This window comes from Phenylobacterium sp., assembly GCF_036963605.1.
GTDB lineage: Bacteria > Pseudomonadota > Alphaproteobacteria > Caulobacterales > Caulobacteraceae > Phenylobacterium.
This window is the reverse complement of record NZ_JBALUY010000042.1, coordinates 11981-30088: the sequence shown is the minus strand read 5'-3', so window position 1 is coordinate 30088 and position 18108 is coordinate 11981. Positions and strand designations below refer to the sequence as shown.

General features: G+C 68.9%; 20 protein-coding genes. 6 read left to right on the top strand and 14 right to left on the bottom strand.

The window, feature by feature from the left end:
* A partial coding sequence (locus V7702_RS09765; protein WP_335649923.1) for an inorganic phosphate transporter occupies positions 1-967 on the bottom strand: 967 nt, incomplete at its 3' end.
* Positions 968-1131: 164 nt separating this feature from the next.
* On the opposite strand from V7702_RS09765, the gene V7702_RS09760 reads away from it, so the two are divergent.
* Complete coding sequence (locus tag V7702_RS09760) at positions 1132-1455, top strand: hypothetical protein (protein ID WP_335649922.1); 324 nt, start codon at positions 1132-1134, stop codon at positions 1453-1455.
* A 12-nt stretch (positions 1456-1467) separates the two neighbouring features.
* On the opposite strand, the gene V7702_RS09755 is transcribed toward V7702_RS09760, so the two are convergent.
* The 5 genes from V7702_RS09755 to V7702_RS09735 all read right to left on the bottom strand — a co-directional run bounded on the left by V7702_RS09755 (position 1468) and on the right by V7702_RS09735 (position 5743).
* The gene (locus tag V7702_RS09755) at positions 1468-1845 is read right to left on the bottom strand and encodes a hypothetical protein (protein ID WP_335649921.1); all 378 of its coding nucleotides are present in this window, start codon (positions 1843-1845) and stop codon (positions 1468-1470) included.
* Positions 1846-1885: 40 nt separating this feature from the next.
* Entirely contained in the window at positions 1886-3463 is a 1578-nt protein-coding gene (serA, locus tag V7702_RS09750) for a phosphoglycerate dehydrogenase (protein WP_335649920.1), read from the bottom strand.
* Positions 3464-3607: 144 nt separating this feature from the next.
* Positions 3608-4792, bottom strand: a complete 1185-nt coding sequence (locus V7702_RS09745) for a phosphoserine transaminase (protein ID WP_335649919.1) — start codon at positions 4790-4792, stop codon at positions 3608-3610.
* A gap of 100 nt (positions 4793-4892) precedes the next feature.
* The gene (locus V7702_RS09740; RefSeq protein ID WP_335649918.1) at positions 4893-5360 is read right to left on the bottom strand and encodes a hypothetical protein; all 468 of its coding nucleotides are present in this window, start codon (positions 5358-5360) and stop codon (positions 4893-4895) included.
* 50 nt (positions 5361-5410) lie between these two features.
* Positions 5411-5743: a hypothetical protein gene (locus tag V7702_RS09735; RefSeq protein ID WP_335649917.1), complete on the bottom strand. Its 333-nt coding sequence runs from the start codon at positions 5741-5743 to the stop codon at positions 5411-5413.
* Positions 5744-5934: 191 nt separating this feature from the next.
* On the opposite strand from V7702_RS09735, the gene V7702_RS09730 reads away from it, so the two are divergent.
* Positions 5935-7881, top strand: a complete 1947-nt coding sequence (locus V7702_RS09730) for an ATP-binding protein (protein ID WP_335649916.1) — start codon at positions 5935-5937, stop codon at positions 7879-7881.
* A gap of 122 nt (positions 7882-8003) precedes the next feature.
* Entirely contained in the window at positions 8004-8456 is a 453-nt protein-coding gene (locus V7702_RS09725; protein WP_335649915.1) for a hypothetical protein, read from the top strand.
* A 61-nt stretch (positions 8457-8517) separates the two neighbouring features.
* On the opposite strand, the gene V7702_RS09720 is transcribed toward V7702_RS09725, so the two are convergent.
* The 3 genes from V7702_RS09720 to thiD form a co-directional block, all read right to left on the bottom strand.
* The gene (locus V7702_RS09720; protein WP_335649914.1) at positions 8518-9327 is read right to left on the bottom strand and encodes a PhzF family phenazine biosynthesis protein; all 810 of its coding nucleotides are present in this window, start codon (positions 9325-9327) and stop codon (positions 8518-8520) included.
* Positions 9328-9411: 84 nt separating this feature from the next.
* Positions 9412-9993: a nucleotidyltransferase family protein gene (locus tag V7702_RS09715; protein ID WP_335649913.1), complete on the bottom strand. Its 582-nt coding sequence runs from the start codon at positions 9991-9993 to the stop codon at positions 9412-9414.
* Positions 9990-10799 (bottom strand): bifunctional hydroxymethylpyrimidine kinase/phosphomethylpyrimidine kinase, encoded by an 810-nt coding sequence (thiD, locus tag V7702_RS09710; protein WP_335649912.1) that lies wholly within the window; start codon positions 10797-10799, stop codon positions 9990-9992. Before thiD ends, V7702_RS09715 begins: the two co-directional genes overlap by 4 nt.
* An 83-nt stretch (positions 10800-10882) precedes the next feature.
* Here thiD and V7702_RS09705 point away from each other — a divergent pair, with 83 nt between their 5' ends.
* Positions 10883-11635, top strand: coding sequence for an SDR family oxidoreductase (locus V7702_RS09705; protein WP_335649911.1), 753 nt, complete (start codon positions 10883-10885; stop codon positions 11633-11635).
* 4 nt (positions 11636-11639) lie between these two features.
* Here the strand turns inward: V7702_RS09705 and folP are convergent, their stop codons facing one another.
* Positions 11640-12440, bottom strand: coding sequence for a dihydropteroate synthase (gene folP / locus V7702_RS09700; RefSeq protein ID WP_335649910.1), 801 nt, complete (start codon positions 12438-12440; stop codon positions 11640-11642).
* Between the two features lie 240 nt (positions 12441-12680).
* Between folP and V7702_RS09695 the strand changes: the two genes are divergently transcribed.
* Positions 12681-12872: a hypothetical protein gene (locus V7702_RS09695; RefSeq protein WP_335649909.1), complete on the top strand. Its 192-nt coding sequence runs from the start codon at positions 12681-12683 to the stop codon at positions 12870-12872.
* A 37-nt stretch (positions 12873-12909) separates the two neighbouring features.
* Here the strand turns inward: V7702_RS09695 and ftsH are convergent, their stop codons facing one another.
* Positions 12910-14793, bottom strand: coding sequence for an ATP-dependent zinc metalloprotease FtsH (gene ftsH / locus V7702_RS09690; RefSeq protein WP_335649908.1), 1884 nt, complete (start codon positions 14791-14793; stop codon positions 12910-12912).
* A gap of 232 nt (positions 14794-15025) precedes the next feature.
* A complete protein-coding gene (gene rpsU, locus V7702_RS09685; protein WP_335649924.1) occupies positions 15026-15259 on the bottom strand; it encodes a 30S ribosomal protein S21 in 234 nt (77 codons plus the stop codon).
* Positions 15260-15437: 178 nt separating this feature from the next.
* On the opposite strand from rpsU, the gene V7702_RS09680 reads away from it, so the two are divergent.
* Positions 15438-16106: a COQ9 family protein gene (locus tag V7702_RS09680; protein ID WP_335649907.1), complete on the top strand. Its 669-nt coding sequence runs from the start codon at positions 15438-15440 to the stop codon at positions 16104-16106.
* A 374-nt stretch (positions 16107-16480) separates the two neighbouring features.
* Here the strand turns inward: V7702_RS09680 and V7702_RS09675 are convergent, their stop codons facing one another.
* Positions 16481-17563 carry a 5-(carboxyamino)imidazole ribonucleotide synthase gene (locus tag V7702_RS09675; protein WP_335649906.1) on the bottom strand — a complete coding sequence of 361 codons (1083 nt, stop codon included), beginning with the start codon at positions 17561-17563 and terminating at the stop codon, positions 16481-16483.
* The gene (purE, locus tag V7702_RS09670; RefSeq protein ID WP_335649905.1) at positions 17563-18075 is read right to left on the bottom strand and encodes a 5-(carboxyamino)imidazole ribonucleotide mutase; all 513 of its coding nucleotides are present in this window, start codon (positions 18073-18075) and stop codon (positions 17563-17565) included. The genes V7702_RS09675 and purE overlap by 1 nt, the downstream gene beginning before the upstream one ends.
* Positions 18076-18108 lie beyond the last annotated feature (33 nt).

Here is an 18108-nt window from a genome sequence, read left to right as displayed (position 1 = left end):
GGCCGACGGCGTTGGCCACATCATTGGCCCCGTGGGCGAAGGACAGCAGGCCCGCCGCGCAGATCAGCGGCAGAACGAACAGGCGGCTGACCGCCTTGCGGCGGTTCTCCATCAGGGCTGAGCGGCGGGCGATCCATGGCCGGGCGGCCAGCCAGCCGGCCAGGGCCATCACGGCGCCCAGGGTCAGCGCCGTGCGGTCAGAGGGCGCCCAGATACGGCTGAGCCCCTTGCTCAGCATGTAGAGGGTGAAGACCCCGCTCATCAGGCCGATCAGCACCGGCACCCAGGTGCGGGCCGCGGCGATCCGGTCCTGGCGGTACAGGATGGCGAACTTGATCAGGGCCAGCAGGCCCGCGGCCACGAGCCCGCCCAGCACCGGCGAGATCACCCAGCTGGCGGCGATGGCGCCGAGTGTCGGCCAGGCCACCACCCCGAAGCCGGCCGCGGCGACGCCGGAGCCCAGCACCGCGCCGACGATGGAGTGGGTGGTGGAGACCGGCGCGCCGATCACCGTGGCCAGGTTGATCCATACCGCCGCGGCGAACAGAGCGGCTGTCATCACCAGGATGAAGTCGATGGTGGCGAGGTCCGCCGGCGGGGTGATGATCCCCTTGGAGACGGTGGAGACCACATCGCCGCCGGCCAGGATGGCGCCGGCCGCCTCGCAGACCCCAGCGATGACCAGCGCCCAGGCCATGGGCAGGGCCTTGCCGCCTACCGCCGGGCCCATATTGTTGGCCACGTCATTGGCGCCGATGTTCAGGGCGAGGTAGCCAGCCACCACCGCGCCGACGATGGCGTAGATCGCCAGCGGTCCGTCCGCGACCACCAGGGTGGCGAAGACGGTGACGCCCACCAGGAACAGCACCGAGAGCCCAGGCAGGGCGATCTGGCGGGAGATGTCCTGGGTGGCGCTCTGCAGGCGCGTGACCTTTCCCAGGTCCTTGTCGAGCGTGGTCTTGGCCAAAAGGGTCGTCCGTGGGGCTGATCGTCCGTGGACGGCGGATTAGCACAGGCTGGCCCAGGAAACAGGCTCGTCGCCCCCCGGCGCAGCGGGGGAGAAGAAATTTCTTGCCCGTCTGGAGTCCAGGGTGAACTCTGCCGGCGAGGATCTGAGAGAGGCTGACCCCCATGCGCCGCATCCTGCTCCCCCTGCTGCTGGGGGCCATGATCGCCACACCCGCCATGGCCCAGGACGCCGCGGCGGTCGCCGAGCCGCCGACCGATGTCGCCGGCGTCGATGTGCAGGGCCAGACGGAGCCGGAACCGGATCCCGATCCGGTGATCTGCCGCCGGGTCGAGGTGACCGGGTCGAGGGCGTCCATGCAGAAGGTGTGCAAGCCTCGCAGCGAGTGGAACGCTCAGAGCCGCCGGCGATCGGGAATCGATTCAGTGAACCAGACCGACTGCGGCGGGCCGTCGGGCTGCGAGATGTACCCGTTGCCCTCGACCTGAGAGGGCGGCGTCCTACGGGGCGTCGGCCTCGGGTTTGATCCAGTCCGGCTCGGGCGTCTCGACGAAGCGCACCGCGGCGATATGGCTGTGGCCCTCGAGCCAGGCCTTAGCCAGACGGTGGCCGCCATCCATCAGCTGGCCCTGCGAATTCAGGATCACCGGATAGGCGAGGTCGGCTTTGAAGATGCGCCGCGCATGACCCGCCACCTCGCGGATGCTGGGGGTATGGCGGCCCTGGAACCAGCAATCGAGGTCGAACTCGGAGATCTCGGTCAGCGGGACCTGCTCGATGGGCAGCTCGGCGGCCAGGGCCCAGAGGCGCTGCGTCCACCAGTAGCCGCGCCCGCCGGGCACGGTGCGGGAATGTTTTTCGTCAGGAGGGCCGGCCATGGCGGCAGCGTCGCTTTGACGCCGCCGCCTGGCAAGGTGTTTAGAACCGCAGGGTGCGCGCTTCCTTCACGTGGGGCAGGGCCTGGATATTGGCCATCAGTTCGTCGCTGGGGATCTGATCGACGCCGACCAGGGCGATGGCGTCGTCGCCGGCCGAGACCCGGCCCAGATTGAAGGTGGCGATGTTGACGCCCGCCTCGGCCAGCATCACGCCGAGCGCGCCGATGAAGCCCGGCTTATCTTCGTTGTTCACATAGAGCATGGTCGGCCCGAAGGGCGCATCCAGGTCCATGCCCTTGACCTCCACCACCCGCGGCGTGCCGGCCAGCACCGAGCCGGCGAAGGAGCGCTTGCCCTTCTCGGTGGTGACGGTGATGCGGATCAGGGTCTCGTAGATCGGCGAGTCTTCCTGGTGCGACTCCGACAGCGTGATGCCGCGCTCCTTGGCCACGGCCGGGGCCGAGACCATGTTGACCGCGTCCCCCAGCATGGGACGCAGCACGCCGGCCAGGGCCGCAGCGGTCAGCGGCTTGGCGTTCAGCTTGGAGACCTCGCCCTCATAGGCGATGTCGATGGACTTCACCCCGAAGTCGACCATCTGGCCGGCGAAGACGCCGAGCTTGCCGGCCAGCGCGATGAAGGGCGCCAGGCGCGGCGCCTCTTCGGCGGTGACCGAGGGCGAGTTCAACGCATTGGTGACGGCGCCGGTGAGCAGGTAGTCGCTCATCTGCTCGGCCACCTGCAGGGCGACATTCTCCTGCGCCTCGTTGGTGGAGGCGCCCAGGTGCGGGGTGGCGATGAAGTTCTCGGCCCCGAAGAGGACATTCTCCTTGGCCGGCTCCTCGACGAAGACGTCGAAGGCCGCGCCGCCGACGTGACCTTCGTCCAGCAGCTTGCGCAGGGCCGTTTCGTCCACCAGGCCGCCGCGGGCGCAGTTGATGATCTTCACGCCCTTCTTGGTCTTGGCCAGGTTCTCGGCCGACAGGATGTTGCGGGTCTTGTCGGTGAGCGGGGTGTGCAGGGTGATGAAGTCGGCCCGGGCCAGCAGCTCGTCCAGCTCCACCTTCTCCACGCCCAGCTCCACGGCGCGTTCAGGCGACAGGAAGGGGTCATAGGCCACCACCTTCATCTTCAGGCCCAGCGCCCGGTCGGCGACGATGGAGCCGATATTGCCGGCCCCGATCAGGCCGAGGGTCTTGGCGTAGACCTCGACGCCCATGAAGCGGTTCTTCTCCCACTTGCCGGCCTGGGTGGAGGCGTCGGCGGCGGGCAGCTGGCGGGCCAGGGCGAACATCATGGCGATGGCGTGCTCGGCCGTGGTGATCGAGTTGCCAAAGGGCGTGTTCATCACCACGACGCCGGCGGCGGTGGCGGCGGGAATGTCGACATTGTCGACGCCGATCCCGGCCCGACCGATGACCTTCATGTTCTTGGCCGCGGCGATGACGTCCTTGTCGGCCTTGGTGGCCGAGCGGACGGCCAGGCCGTCATAGTCGGCGATGATCTGGAGAAGTTCGTCTTTCGACAGGCCGGTCTTCACATCGGCGTCGACGCCGCGTTGCTTGAAGATTTCGATGGCGGCGGGGCTCAGCTTGTCGGCGATGAGGACGCGGGGCATGGGCGGTTCTCTTCATCAGAGCCCCTCCCCCTTGCGGGGAGGGGTTGGGGTGGGGGTGTTGGCGAAATTGGGGGATTGATTGAGGGGCGGCGTTTCACCCCCCTCCCAACCCTCCCCCGCACGGGGGGAGGGCCTTAAGGGTGTTCAGGCGGCCTGGAGGTTTTCCGACAGGGTCTCGAAGGCCCAGTCCAGCCAGGGGGTGAGCGCCTCCAGGTCGGAGGTCTCCACCGTGGCGCCGCACCAAATGCGCAGGCCGGCAGGGGCGTCGCGATAGCCGCCGATGTCCAGGGCCACGGCTTCCTTCTCAAGGGCCGAGGCCAGCTTCTTGGCGAAGTCGGCCTGGGCGGCCTCGTCCAGGGCCGTGACCTTCGGATCGACCACCTTGAGGCAGACCGAGGTGTTGGAGCGCGTGGTCGGATCGGCGGCCAGGAACTCGACCCACGGCGTCTTTTCGACCCAGCGGGCCAGGACGTCGAGATTGGCGTCGGCGCGACGGCGCATCTCAGGTAATCCGCCGATGCGCTCGGCCCACTTCAGGGCGTCGATGGCGTCTTCCACGCACAGCATGGACGGGGTGTTGATGGTGGCGCCCTCGAAGATCTCGAGGTTCACCTTGCCGCCCTTGGTCATGCGGAACAGCTTGGGCATGGGCCAGGCTGGCGTGTAGCCTTCCAGGCGGGCGACAGCGCGGGGCGACAGAATCAGGATCCCGTGCGCGGCCTCGCCGCCCAGCGCCTTCTGCCAGGAGAAGGTGACCACATCGAGCTTGGCCCAGGGCAGGTCCTGCGCAAAGGCGGCGCTGGTGGCGTCGCAGATGGTGACGCCCTCGCGGTCGTCGGCGATGAAGTCGCCGTTCGGCACGCGGACGCCCGAGGTGGTGCCGTTCCAGGTGAAGACCAGGTCGGCGTCCTTGCGCACCTTGGTCAGGTCGGGCAGCTCGCCATAGGGCGCCGATAGAACCTCGGCCTCGATCTTCAGCTGCTTGGTCACGTCGGTGACCCAGTCCTTGCCGAAGCTCTCGAAGGCCAGCAGCTGCACGGGCCGCGCGCCCAGCATGGACCACATGGCCATCTCGACGGCGCCGGTGTCGGAGCCGGGCACGATGCCGATCAGGTAGTCGTCCGGAACCTGCAGCACCTGGCGGGTGCGGTCGATGGCGTCCTTCAGCCGCGCCTTGCCCAGCTTGGAGCGATGCGAGCGTCCGAGGACGGCGTTCTGGAGATTTTCGGGGGTCCATCCGGGGCGCTTGGCGCAAGGGCCGGACGAAAATTCGGCGCGAGCCGGCCGCATGGCGGGCTTGGTATGGTCAGTCACTGCGATGTCTCCCATCCTTGCAGATGAGCAGCGCCCCGTTGGGAGGGCGTGGCCCGCCGCGCACAAACGCCCATTTGCGCGTCGGGACAAGCGGTTTTTTTTGCTGAAAACGCTGTCAGATCGTCTCGCCCAGGGGCGAATTCACCCGTGCCTGGGCCTCGCGCCGACGGCGGCTGGCGGCCAGGGTCCCGGCGGTGAGGCAGGCCAGGATGCCGAAGAAGTCGATATTGTTGATGATCACATAGAGGACGTCGTGCGCCCGCCCGGTGACGAAATACCAGGCCTGCAGCGAGAACTGGATGGCCTGGAACAACATGACGCCCCCCAGCCAGAGACTGGCGTAGCGGACGGCGAGCAGCAGGAAGACCAGGGCCAGCGCCCCGTCGCAGACCAGGCGCCCCACCAGGAGCGCCCGCCCGGGCAGGACAACGTCGCCGACGGCGCTGAGCAGGGGGATGACGAACAGGAAGATGGCGCCCATCCGCTCGGCCGGTCCGCCCCGCAGGAACGCGAAAAGGCAGACGGTGATGAGCAGGACCCAGAGCAGGGCCCAGGCCAGCAGGAATGGCAGTCCGGTCGACATGTTGCGCCTCTAACCGTGATTAGAGGCGCAACACAGTTAAACTAATGCAATCAGCCGACGTCGCGCATCATCGGGGCGGCGCGGACCGGCTCCTGCGGCTTGTCGGGGCCGGTGAGCTTGGTGCGGACGCCGAGGCGCAGCTTGGCTTCGTTCAGTTCGCCGTGCACGCCGACCATGGCGGTGCGGGCTTCGCCGAGCGCCTTGATGGCCTCCACCAGCTTGGCGGCGGCGTCGTCGCCGAACACGGTGGAGACGCCCACGTCCTTACGGGCCTTCAGCATCTCGGTCATCAGCTCGGTGGCTTCGATCAGAGCCGCATCGACCGACTCTTCGGTGGCGAAGAGCTTGTTGGCGACGCGCTGGGCTACAAACGCCTTTTCCATGGGGAGTCCCTCCTGGGAGTTAACGGAATGCTAACCAAGGTAAACCAAAAGTTAACGTCCGTCCGACCTTGCAACTGTGACAAGTTCACGCAGAGGTTGCGTTCGCCTCCCACGCGAATTGGGAAGCGAATGGTTAGGACTATTGGCCTATGAGAGGCCTTTAGCCTCCCCAGGATCCCGCCTTCCGCCCCATGGACCGCCCCTCCGATTCCGCCGGCGCCCGTCATGAAGCGACCTTCCATGCGAAGGTGGCCGGGGTGGCGCTTGTCACGACGGTGGTGGTCCTGCTGGCGGCCTGCGCGACCTTCATGCTTCAGCAATGGGCGGTGGCGCGGGAGCAGTCGCGAAGCCATCTCTCATCCCTCGCCGAGGTGACCGCCGACCTCGCCGCGCCGGCCGTGGCGCGCGGCGATATCCCGCGGGCCGCCATGGCCGTGGAATCGCTCAGCCGCGTGCCGCTGGTCGAGCAGGTCAGGCTCACCGACGCCAAGGGCCTTGTCCTGGCTGAGTTCGTCGCCAGGGGCGAGATTCCGGCCGGGGGCATCAGCGTCGCCCATCACCTGAGTTGGCAGGGGCACACCATTGGCGAGCTCCGGGTGGAGGCCAGGCCTCCGGCCCTGCTCGGCATGCTGCCGCAGTTCGCCGCCCTGACCGGAGCCCTGTTCTTTGGCGGGGTGGGCGTTGCGCTCTTCCTGTCACGGGGCCTCGCCCACCAGGTCATCGCGCCCGTGAAGAATCTCTCCGAGGCCATGCGCCAGGTGGCGGCCAGCGGCCGCTTCGCGCCGGTCGCCCTGGAGGCCCGCGACGACCTGTTCGGCAGCCTGGCCCTGAGCTTCAATCACCTCCTGGCGCAGCTAGACGCCCGGGAGCGCGACCTGAAACATACCCTGGACGAGCTGGTGGAGGCCCGTGACTCGGCCAATGCGGCCAGCGTTCTGAAGTCGCAGTTCCTGGCCAATATGAGCCACGAGATCCGCACCCCCCTCAATGGCGTATTGGCAATGGCTGACGTCATGGCCATGGACCGGCTGCCGATCAAGCAGCGGGGGCGGCTCGACGTCATCCGCCAGTCGGGCGGCCTGCTGCTGACCGTCATCAATGATGTGCTCGACATCTCCAAGATCGAAGCCGGCAAGCTGACCCTCGTCGAGGAAGACTTCGATCTGGAGACGCTGGCGGCCACCGCCCGGGCTAGCTACGGCGTCATGGCTCAGGCCCGGGGGCTGGACTTCGCCGTCGAGATCGACCCGACCGCCGACGGCGTCTGGCGCGGCGATGCCAACCGCATCCGCCAGATCCTGGGAAATCTGTTGTCCAACGCCGTCAAGTTCACCCTGACCGGCGCCGTGGCCGCCCGCTTTGCCGTGGATCCGCAAGGGGGCCTGTTGCTGGAGGTCAGCGACACCGGGGTGGGCGTGCCGGCGGGCAAGCTGCCGCAGCTGTTCGAGAAGTTCACCCAGGCCGACAGCACCGCCACCCGACGGTTCGGCGGCACGGGTCTTGGCCTGGCGATCTGCCGCGAGCTGGCCCAGATGATGGGCGGCCAGATCACCGCCGAAAGCCGCGAGGGCGAAGGCTCGGTCTTCCGCGTCCGCCTGCCCCTGGCGCGGGGTCAGGCCCCGGCCCTGGCGCCGATAATGCCGTCCGAGGCGCCGGATCCGGCCGCCCCGCCGTCGGAGGCGCCCGAGCCTGCGAAGGTCGCCCAGCCTGAGGCCGAGGAGGCCGGCCGGCCTCTGCGCCTGCTGGCGGCCGAGGACAATCTCACCAATCAACAGGTCCTGGCCGCGGTCATGGCGTCTCTGGGGGTGGAGGTCGAGATCGTCGCCGATGGGGCCGCCGCCGTGGCCGCCTGGGCCCAGGGCCACTACGACCTGATCCTGATGGATATCCAGATGCCCGTCCTGGACGGCATCGGCGCGGCCCGCGAAATTCGCCGTCTCGAGGCCGGCTCGGGACAGGCCCGCATTCCGATCGTGGCGCTGACGGCCAACGCCCTGGCCCACCAGGTCGCCGACTATCTGGCCGCCGGCATGGACGACCACGTCGCCAAGCCCATTGAGATCGCCAAGCTCTATGAGACCATCTGCACGGTCATGGACCGGCAGGGCGCCGCCGAGACTCGCAGCCAGGTCGCCTGATCGGCCGCCTCGAATCCGGTGAACGCCGGACAACGTCGCACTCAGACAGGCGTCACCGCGCCAGTGCTTTTCTCCTCCTCGACGCCGCGGCTCGCGGCTGACCTGCAACGAGGAGTTTGCACATGAAGTCCCTGCTGATCGCCCTCACCGCCGGCGCCGCCCTGACGGCGGGGCTGGCCACCGCCGCGTCCGCCGCGCCTGGGGGATACGGATATCAAGGCCAGGCCCCGGCCTATCACGGCCCGCAGCATGGCGGCCCGCGCGCCCAGCCCGTCCAGGCGCCGGCCTGGATTTCCATCGCCCAGCGCAAGACCAACCTGGAACGCCGGATCGATATGGGGCAGCGCAGCGGCGCCATCACCCGCAGCGAGGCTGCGCGCCTCCGGGCCGAGTTCAACAATCTCCAGCGCCTGGAATATCGCTACCGCCAGGGCGGCCTGACCCGCTGGGAAATGGCCGATCTCGATCGCCGGATGGATGGGCTTAGCGCCCGGATCTATGTGGAGCGCCGCGACGACGATCGCCGCTACGGCCAGGGCTACGGTCAGGGCTATGGTCAGGGCAATCGCCGCTAAGGCCGGTCACTGAGACGGCGGACGAGCCGGGGCGCAAGCTCCGGTTCGTTCTGCGTGGGGGCTATGGCCGCAGCCGGCTCTCGATGACGCTGATCGCCTGGCCGCGCAGGATCACCCGGTCCCCGGCCAGTTCGCAGTCCAGGTCGCCGCCGCGGCCGGGATAGGCCTGGTGGAAGGCCAGGCGCGGCCGACCAAGCTGCGCGGCGAAGATCGGGCTCAGCATGCAGTGCAGGGATCCGGTGGCCGGGTCCTCGGCGATCCCCGACCCCGGCGCGAAGAAGCGGCTGACCACATCATAGGGCTGGTCCTTGGCCAGGGCGCTGACCCCGACATTGCCGCGGCCCTGGGTGGCGGCGCTGGAAATCGACTTCAGGGCGGCGAGATCGGGGGTGAGGCCGCGCACCTGGTCCTCGTCCTTCAGGACCGCCACCAGGAAGGGGCCCGCCCAGACCTCCCGCGGCTCGGCCCCCAGGGCGTCGGCGAGGCCGTCTGGCGTCTCGATCTGATGGACGGGCGCAGCGGGAAAATCCATGGCGTAGGCGTCAGCCTGACGCGACACGATGAGCGGTCCCGACAGGGTGTCGAAGGTGACGGCCTGCGCCGTGACGGCAAGCTCGGCGAACAGCATGTGGGCGCTGGCCAGGGTGGCGTGGCCGCACAGGGGCACCTCGAGGGTCGGGGTGAACCAGCGCAGGCCGAAGCGCGCCGGATCATCTGTCCGCAACAGGAAGGCGGTCTCGGCCTGGTTGTTCTCCGCGGCCAGGGCCTGCATCCAGTCGTCCGTGGGCCAGGCCTCGAAGGGCTCGACCACACAGGCGGGATTGCCCCGGAACGGGGCCGTGGCGAAGGCGTCTATGGTCCACTGGCGCATGGAAGGACTCGCTGCTGGCGTCTATGCCGCCCAGTTATGCCCTCGCAACGCCGCCATCAAGGCAGAGCTTGCCGCGTTCGGCGATCAAACCTGGATGGTCAGCTCCGGCCAGCGCGCCTGGGCCGCCGCCGCCGTCCGCGCGAACCCCAGGGTCTGGCGCAGGGGATTGGGGACCAGCCGCAGGGCGAACAGGTCCGACAGGCCAAAGGGGGCGAAGATGCGCAAGGTCCCATCACCGTCCAGGCGGGCGCCGACGGCGAACATGGTCGAGGTGAAACGGGTCAGGGCCTCGGCGCTTGAGTTCAGAGGCGCATAGGGTTCGCCGAACCGCTCTTCGAACCACAGATGCACCCGGGCCTGGTTGCGCACCTCCACCAGGGCGTCCAGGGGCGGGGGATAGGCCGCCGCCGCCCGGCGGATCACCTGATCCTCGGCCTCGTAGCTGAGGTCTCCGGCGTCGAAATAACCGAGGTCATAATCCTTCAGCCCATAGTCAGGGTCGCGGCCGGTCAGGTGGTTGACCGCCTTCTGATAGATGGCCCCGGAAAAGATCATCCAGTCGGGCAGGGCGAGGTCGCGGGCGGTCGCCATCACCCTCATCAGGCCAGGGGCGGCCCGCAGAATGTCGGCCAGGCGCTGTTCCAGCTCGGCCTCGCTTGCGCTCATCGGCGCAGGGTCCAGCCGTGGTCCAGGGGGCCATGGCCCTTCCCCAGGCCCGGCGCGCTGGACATGGCCTCCTGCACATAGGCCCAGGCCTGGGCGACGGCGGCGTCGAGGGGCAGGCCCTGGGCGAGGCCCGTGGCGCAGGCCGAGGCCAGGGTGCAGCCGGTGCCGTGGGTGTGGCGGGTCTCCTGCCGCTCGGCCTCATAGAGGCTCTCGCCGTGGCGGGTCATGAGGATATCGACGACCCGCTCGCCGGCCACGTGGCCGCCCTTCATCAGCACCGCCCGGGCGCCGAGCTCCAGCAGGGCCGCCCCGGCCCGGCGCTGGTCGTCCTGGTTCTCCACCGAAAGGCCGGTCAGGGCCTCGGCCTCCGGGGCGTTGGGGGTCAGCAGGCCGGCCCGGGGAACCAGCAGGCTGCGCACCGCGGCGATGGCCTCGGGCGGCAGCAGGGCCGCGCCACCCTTGGCGATCATCACCGGATCGATGACGGCAGGCAGGCCCGGGGCCTCGTCCAGCAGGCCCGCCACTGTCTCGACCATGGCCACGTCTCCCAGCATGCCGGTCTTGATGGCGTCGGCGCCGATATCGCTCAGCACGGCTCTGGCCTGGGCGTGGACGATGTCGACCGGGATCGGATGAACGCCGGTCACGCCCAGGGTGTTCTGCACCGTGACGGCGGTGATCGCCGTTGCGCCATAGCCGCCCAGCGCCAGGACGGTCTTGAGGTCGGCCTGGATGCCGGCGCCGCCGCCGGAATCCGAGCCGGCGATGATCAGGACCCGGCCAAGGGGTGCGGTGGAGGAGGTCATGGGCGCTTTTTCCATATCCGCCGGCCCCTGACGAGAGGCCAGACGGCCTTGCCCACAGGCGCACGCCGCGCGAGGCTGGCCCTATGACGACACGCGCCAAGTTCGCCCTGGTCACCGGGGCCGGTTCTGGAATCGGGCGGGCCTGTGCGCTCGCCCTGCACGAGGCGGGCTATGGGCTCGCGCTTACGGGCCGTCGGCGCGAGGCGTTGGAGGCCACGGCCGCGGACCTGCCGCCGGCCGATGTGCTGATCCATCCGGCCGACGTGTCTGACGAGGATCAGGTGGCGGCCCTGTTCGCCGCCGTGGAGGCCAGGTTCGGCCGGCTGGATGTGCTGTTCAACAATGCCGGGACCGGGGCGCCGCCGGTTCCCCTGGAGGACCTGTCGCTCAAGGCCTGGCGCCGGGTGGTGGACGTCAATCTCACCGGCGCCTTCCTCTGCACGCGAGGCGCCTTCCGGCTGATGAAGAACCAGGATCCCCGGGGCGGCCGGATCATCAACAATGGGTCGATATCGGCCCATTCGCCGCGACCGAGGTCTGTGGCCTACACCGCCACCAAACACGCCATCACCGGCCTGACCAAGTCGACCAGCCTGGATGGGCGGGCCTATGGGATCGCCTGCGGCCAGATCGACATCGGCAACGCCGCCACCGAGATGACCGCCGCCATGGCCAAGGGCGTGCCCCAGGCCGATGGGAGCCTGGCGCCGGAGCCGATGATGGATGTCGCCGCCGTCGCCGAGGCGGTGGTCTTCATGGCCGGCCTGCCCCTGGAGGCCAATGTTCAGTTCATGACCGTCATGGCCACCGACATGCCCTTCATCGGCCGGGGCTAGGGCTTCAGGCGGCAGCGCCTGCCGCGTTCGCGATCGCCCCCCAGACGTCGAGGGCCTGGACCGTCTCGGCCACGTCATGGACCCGCACGGCGGCGACCCCGGCCTGAGCGCCGGCCAGGGCCGCGGCGATCGAGCCCGGCGCCCGGGCGTCAGGGGCGTCTGCGGCCGGGTGCAGGGCGGCGATGAACCGCTTGCGGCTGGCGCCCAGCAGGACCGGAAAGCCCAGGGCGACCACGTCGTCCAGACGGGCCAGCAGGGCAAGGTTGTGGTCCACCGTCTTGCCAAAGCCGATGCCGGGATCGAGCCAGATCTTTTCCCGCGCCACCCCCGCCGCCATGGCGGCCTGGGCCCGGCCGGCCAGGAAGTCGCAGACCTCGGCGGTGACGTCATCATAGTGAGGGGCCGCCTGCATGGTGCGCGGCTCGCCCTGCATGTGCATCAGCACCACCTGGCAACCCAGTTCAGCGGCCACGTCGCAGGCCTCGGGGGCGTAGCGTAGGGCGGCGACGTCGTTCCAGAGGCTCGCACCCGCCGCCACGGCGGCGCGGGCCACCGCGGGCTTCATGGTGTCGATGGACAGGGGGATGTCGCTGATCGACCGCAGGGCCGTGATCAGCGGCAGGGTGCGGGCGATCTCGTCTTCGGCGCTCACCGGGTCGGCGCCGGGGCGGGTGGACTCTCCGCCGATGTCGAGAATGTCGGCGCCCTGGGCGATCAGACGCTGGGCCTGCTCCAGGGCTGCGGCGGGGTGGGCATGTCGGCCGCCGTCGGAAAAGCTGTCCGGCGTCAGGTTGAGAATCCCCATGACCAGGGGCCGTCCAGGGGCCGGCGCTCTCGTCATAGGTAAGTCACGCGTCTCGAGGTTGCAGATTTTCCAACGCCTATTCCCTTATCTTCCAAGGGGAAAGGGCGCCAATCGCTGCGGCGCCGAAGGAGAAATACTGGAAGTGCTCAGTGTGAGCGCGACGAGCATGTCACAACCCCGGTCTAGGGAGGTACGGATAAGAAGGTGACGCTTGGGGGAGCGAATAGCGTTTTGAATATGATGAACCCGATACGCTATCTGAGGCGCCGAAAGCGCCTTCAGCATGAGGCCTCCGAAGAGGCGGCGTACCTGCGCCGGCGGTTCGGCGACACGGCGCATGCTGCAGCCCTTGAAAAACTCCAACGGCGCGATCTCACCCGTTGGGGTCGCCAGGTGGTGGCCGAGGCCGCCAAGCGCCTGGAGCACGGCTGAAGCCCCGCCCCAGGCGATCTGGATCAGGCGGTCTGGGTCAGGCCGGTTCGGGGCCTGGGCGCGGCGAGATCGGCACGGCCACCGCCGGGCCAAGCGCCCGGGGGCTGTCGGCCTCTTCGCGCTTGGGGGCGACGCCCTTGATCACATTGATGATCTCGTCGCCGGACAGGGTTTCATATTCCAGCAGGGCCTTGGCCAGGGTGTGCAGCTCTTCGATCTTGTCCGTCAGGATGCGACGGGCCTCGTCGAAGGCGTTCTGCACCAGAGCCTTGACCTCCTGGTCGATCAGCCGGGCGGTCTCTTCCGAGACGTTCTGGGTGCGCGACACCGAATGGCCCAGGAAGACCTCGTCCTGGTTCTCGCCATAGGAGACCACGCCGAGCTTGTCGGAGAAGCCCCACTTGGTGACCATGGCCCGCGCCAGCCGGGTGGCCTGGTCGATGTCGGACGAGGCGCCCGAGGTGATCTTGTCCTTGCCGAAGATCAGCTCCTCGGCCATGCGGCCGCCCATCAGGATGGTCAGGCGCGAGGTCATCTGCTCATAGGACATGGACAGCTGGTCCCGCTCGGGCAGCTGCATGACCATCCCCAGGGCGCGGCCGCGGGGAATGATGGTGGCCTTGTGCACCGGATCGGTGGCCGGGACGTTCAGGGCCAGCAGGGCGTGGCCGCCTTCGTGATAGGCGGTCAGGCGCTTCTCGTCGTCGGTCATGGCCATGGACTTGCGCTCGGCGCCCATCATGACCCGGTCCTTGGCGTCCTCGAAGTCGCGCTGGGTGACCATGCGGCGGTTCTTGCGCGCGGCCATCAGGGCGGCTTCGTTGACCAGATTGGCCAGGTCGGCGCCGGAAAAGCCCGGCGTGCCGCGGGCCACCGTCTTGACGTCCACGTCGGCGGCCAGGGGCACGTTCTTCATATGGACGCGCAGGATGCGCTCGCGCCCGCCGATATCGGGGTTCGACACCACCACCTGGCGGTCGAAACGACCGGGACGCAGCAGGGCCGGGTCCAGCACGTCGGGACGGTTGGTCGAGGCGATGACGATGATGGCTTCGGACGGGTCGAAGCCGTCCATTTCCACCAGCAGCTGGTTCAGGGTCTGCTCGCGCTCGTCATTGCCGCCGCCCAGGCCTGCGCCACGATGGCGGCCGACGGCGTCGATCTCGTCGATGAAGATGATGCAGGGCGCGTTCTTCTTGGCCTGCTCGAACATGTCGCGCACCCGGCTGGCGCCGACGCCGACGAACATCTCCACGAAGTCCGAACCCGAGATGTAGAAGAACGGCACCCCGGCCTCGCCGGCCACGGCGCGGCCCAGCAGGGTCTTGCCCGTACCCGGAGGGCCGACCATCAGGGCGCCCTTGGGGATCTTGCCGCCCAGGCGCTGGAACTTCTGCGGATCCTTCAGGAAGTCGACGATCTCGGTCAGCTCTTCCTTGGCCTCGTCGACGCCGGCCACGTCGTCGAAGGTCACGCGGTTCTTGTTCTCGGTCATCATCTTGGCCTTGGACTTGCCAAAGCCCATGGCCCCGCGGGCGCCGCCCTGCATCTGGCGCATGAAGAAGATCCACACCCCGATCAGCAGCAGGATGGGGAGGGACTGCAGCAGGAAGCCCACCAGGGTGAAGCCCCCGGCCGGCTTGACCGAAATGTCGGCGTTCTGAGCTTCAAGCCGGCTGACCAGATCGTCCTGGTTGTTGGGGGTGACGGCTGTGAAGGCCTCACCCTGGGCGTCCCGCACCTCGACGGCCGAGCCACGGATCACGGCGGAGTCCACCTGACCGGCGTCGATCCGGTCGAGCAGCTGGGAATAGGTGATCTCGCGGGAGTTGGCGGCCTGACCGCCTCCGCTCATCATGCTGTAGAGGCCAATCAGGACGACGACGATGACGCCCCAGATCGCCATGTTGCGCATGTTCATGTGCTTCTTGTTCCGTCTCGGGAAAACTCAGGTTCACACTAAGATAGGATGGCCTGAGCGGATTCACCAGCAAGGGTCGGGCCAGGGCGACAGGTGGCCGCGGACGGAAGCTTGGCCCTAGGATGGGCCTGCAAGCGACCAATCGCCCAAACGAGAAAGGCCGCGCAGGCGAGCTGCGCGGCCTAAATCAATCTGTCGTGCCGGGATGGCGCAGGGCCGCCCCGTCGGCGTCCTAGCGGGCAGGCCGCTTGGGGGCCGCGATCAGGCCTTCGCGCTGGGCGCGCTTGCGGGCCAGCTTGCGGGCGCGGCGAACGGCCTCGGCCTTCTGGCGGGCGCGCTTTTCCGAGGGCTTCTCGTAATGCACGTGGCGCTTCATCTCGCGGAACGAGCCTTCGCGCTGCATTTTTTTCTTCAGGGCCTTGAGGGCCTGGTCGACATTGTTGTCGCGGACGAAGATCTGAACCAGGGGACTCTCTCCTGCCTTCCAGCCTGTGCGCCAGCCTGCGCATGGGCGGTGGCGTTAAGAACAAAAACGGTTAGACCCCGAAAGCAGCCGCCTCCGGAGCCGAAGGGCGCCAGATAACAGAAGGCTTTGCCGATGTCCACGCAGGACGGGCGTATTCGCTGCGGTTAGGATGAGACTCATGACCGATCCTTCTCAAGCCGCCGACCAAGATCCCGACGCCTGGGCCCGTGAGACCGAGGACAAGGTCCTCGACGCCGCGCTGGTCCATGTCGTCCACGAGGGCTGGACCCGGCGCCTGGCGATCCGCGCCGGCGCCGATGTGGGCCTGAGCGCCGGCGAGACCGAGCTCCTGCTGCCCAATGGCGCCGCCGACCTGGCCGCCCTGCTCGGCCGCCGCCATGACAAGAGAGCCCTGGCCGCCCTGGCCGGGACCGACCCTACAAGCCTGAAAATCCGCATCCGCATCCGCGCGGCGGTGGAGGCGCGGCTGGACGCTGCGGCCCAGGATGAGGCCGCGGTGCGCCGCTGGACCGGCTTCCTGGCCCTGCCGCAGAACCTGACCCTGGGCGGACGCCTGCTGTGGGACAGCGCCGATCAGCTCTGGCGCTGGGCCGGCGACACGGCCACCGACGAGAACCACTATTCCAAGCGCGCCATCCTGTCGGGCATCCTCTCGACGGCCCTGGCCATCCGCCTGCATTCGGGCCGCGAGGCCTCCATGACCTTCGTCGACGCCCGCATCGCCAATGTGATGAGCTTCGAAAAGTGGAAGGCGACGACGAAGATCCGCCCGTCGCTGGCGCTGAAGGGCCTCGCCGAGTCCTTGGGCCGCATGCGCTACGGCTGAGGGGCCTTGCGTCCTTCGAGGCTCGCTGCCGCTCGCACCTCGGGATGAGGGAGGTGGGTGTGGGCTGAAGCGTCTCAGTCCGTCCTCATCCTGAGGCGCCCGAAGGGGCCTCGAAGGACGAGGGCGGTGACGCAGTCTCTCCACCCCACCGCCGTCATCCTGGGCCCTGTGCCCAGGATCCCTCGTGACGCTCGCGCCTGCCCTCGACAGGGACCCTCGGGACGAGCCCGAGGGCGACGAGAATGAGAGGCCTTGCGTCCTTCGAGGCTCGCTGTCGCTCGCACCTCAGGATGAGGGAGGTGGGGCGGGCGTCTCATTCCGTCCTCATCCTGAGGCGCCCGAAGGGCCTCGAAGGACGAGGGCGGTCGCACGGTCTAAAGCGCAGACAGCCGGTTGATGTGGCCCATCTTGCGGCCGGGCTTGGCCTCGCGCTTGCCGTAGAGGTGGATGCGGGTCTCCGGCTCGGCGGCCAGCTTCAGCCAGGCGTCGGCCTCGTCGCCCAGCAGGTTGATCATCTCCACATGGGCGCGGGCCTCGGTGGGGCCCAGCGGCCAGCCGGCGACGGCGCGGATGTGCTGCTCGAACTGGCAGACCTCGCAGCCGTCCTGGGTCCAGTGGCCGGTATTGTGCACCCGCGGCGCGATCTCATTGGCCAGCAGGCGGCCGTCGGCCAGCTCGAACAGCTCGATGCCGATCACCCCCACATAGTCCAGGCGGGTGAGGATCTGGGCGGCGATGCGCTCGGCTTGGGCCGCGCGGTCGGCCGCCGCCGGGGCGGGCGCCACGGTGCGCCGCAGAATGCCGTCCTCGTGGTGGTTCTCGGCCAGGGGATAGATGGCCAGGCCACCATCGCGGCCGCGGGCGGCGATCACCGACAGCTCGCGGACGAAGTCTGCCGGCGCCTCCAGGATGCAGGGCATGCCGCCCAGGGCCTCGAAGACGCTCGCCGCGTCGGCGGCGTGCTCGACCCACTTCTGGCCCTTACCGTCATAGCCCTCGCGGCGGGTCTTCATCAGGGCCGGGACGCCGATCAGGGCCGCGGCCTCGGCGGCCGACTGGGCGCTGTCGAGGGGGGCGAAGGTCACGGTGGCGACGCCGGCCGCGTTCAGGAAGGTCTTTTCGGCCACCCGGTCCTGGGCCACGGCCAGGGTCTGGTCATTGGGGGCCACAGGCGCGCCCAGGGCCTTGAGCCGCTCCACGGCGGCGGCCGGCACGTTTTCGAACTCATAGGTGATCACGTCGCAAAGGTCGGCCAGGCGGGCCAGCGCGTCGGGGTCGTCAAAGGCGGCGATCAGGGTTTCCCGCGCCACCCGGCTGGCCGGCGCGTCCAGCTCCGGGGTGAGGATCACCACGTCGAAACCCAGGCGGGCGGCGGCGAGCGCCAGCATCCGCCCCAACTGGCCGCCGCCGAGAATGCCGATGGTCGCGCCCGGCGCGAGGGGAAAGCCCGACGCCATCAATCTTCGACCGTCTCGGCCACGGCCCCGGCCAGGTCCCGGGCGAAGGCGGTCAACCGAGCCGACAACTCAGCGTCGCCGAGCGCCAGGATGCGGGCGGCCAGGATGCCGGCGTTCTTGGCGCCGGCCTCGCCGATGGCCAGGGTGGCGACGGGAATGCCGCCGGGCATCTGGACGATGGACAGCAGGCTATCCATGCCCTTCAGGGCCTTGGACTCCACCGGCACCCCCAGGACCGGCAGTTCGGTCATCGAGGCGGCCATCCCCGGCAGGTGGGCCGCGCCGCCGGCCCCGGCGATGATCACCTTGTAGCCCGCCGCCTTGGCGGTGGTGGCGAACTCATAGAGCCGCCGGGGCGTGCGGTGGGCCGAGACCACCTTGGCCTCCCAGGCCACGCCGAGGGCGTCGAGCTGCTCGGCCGCCAGCCGCATCGTCGGCCAGTCGGAGCGGCTGCCCATGATAATGGCGACGGGCGGACAGCCGCCTGGGCCGGCGGGGTGGGAATTGGCCATCGGACGGGCCCCTCGATCGGAAAGGCGCGGAGT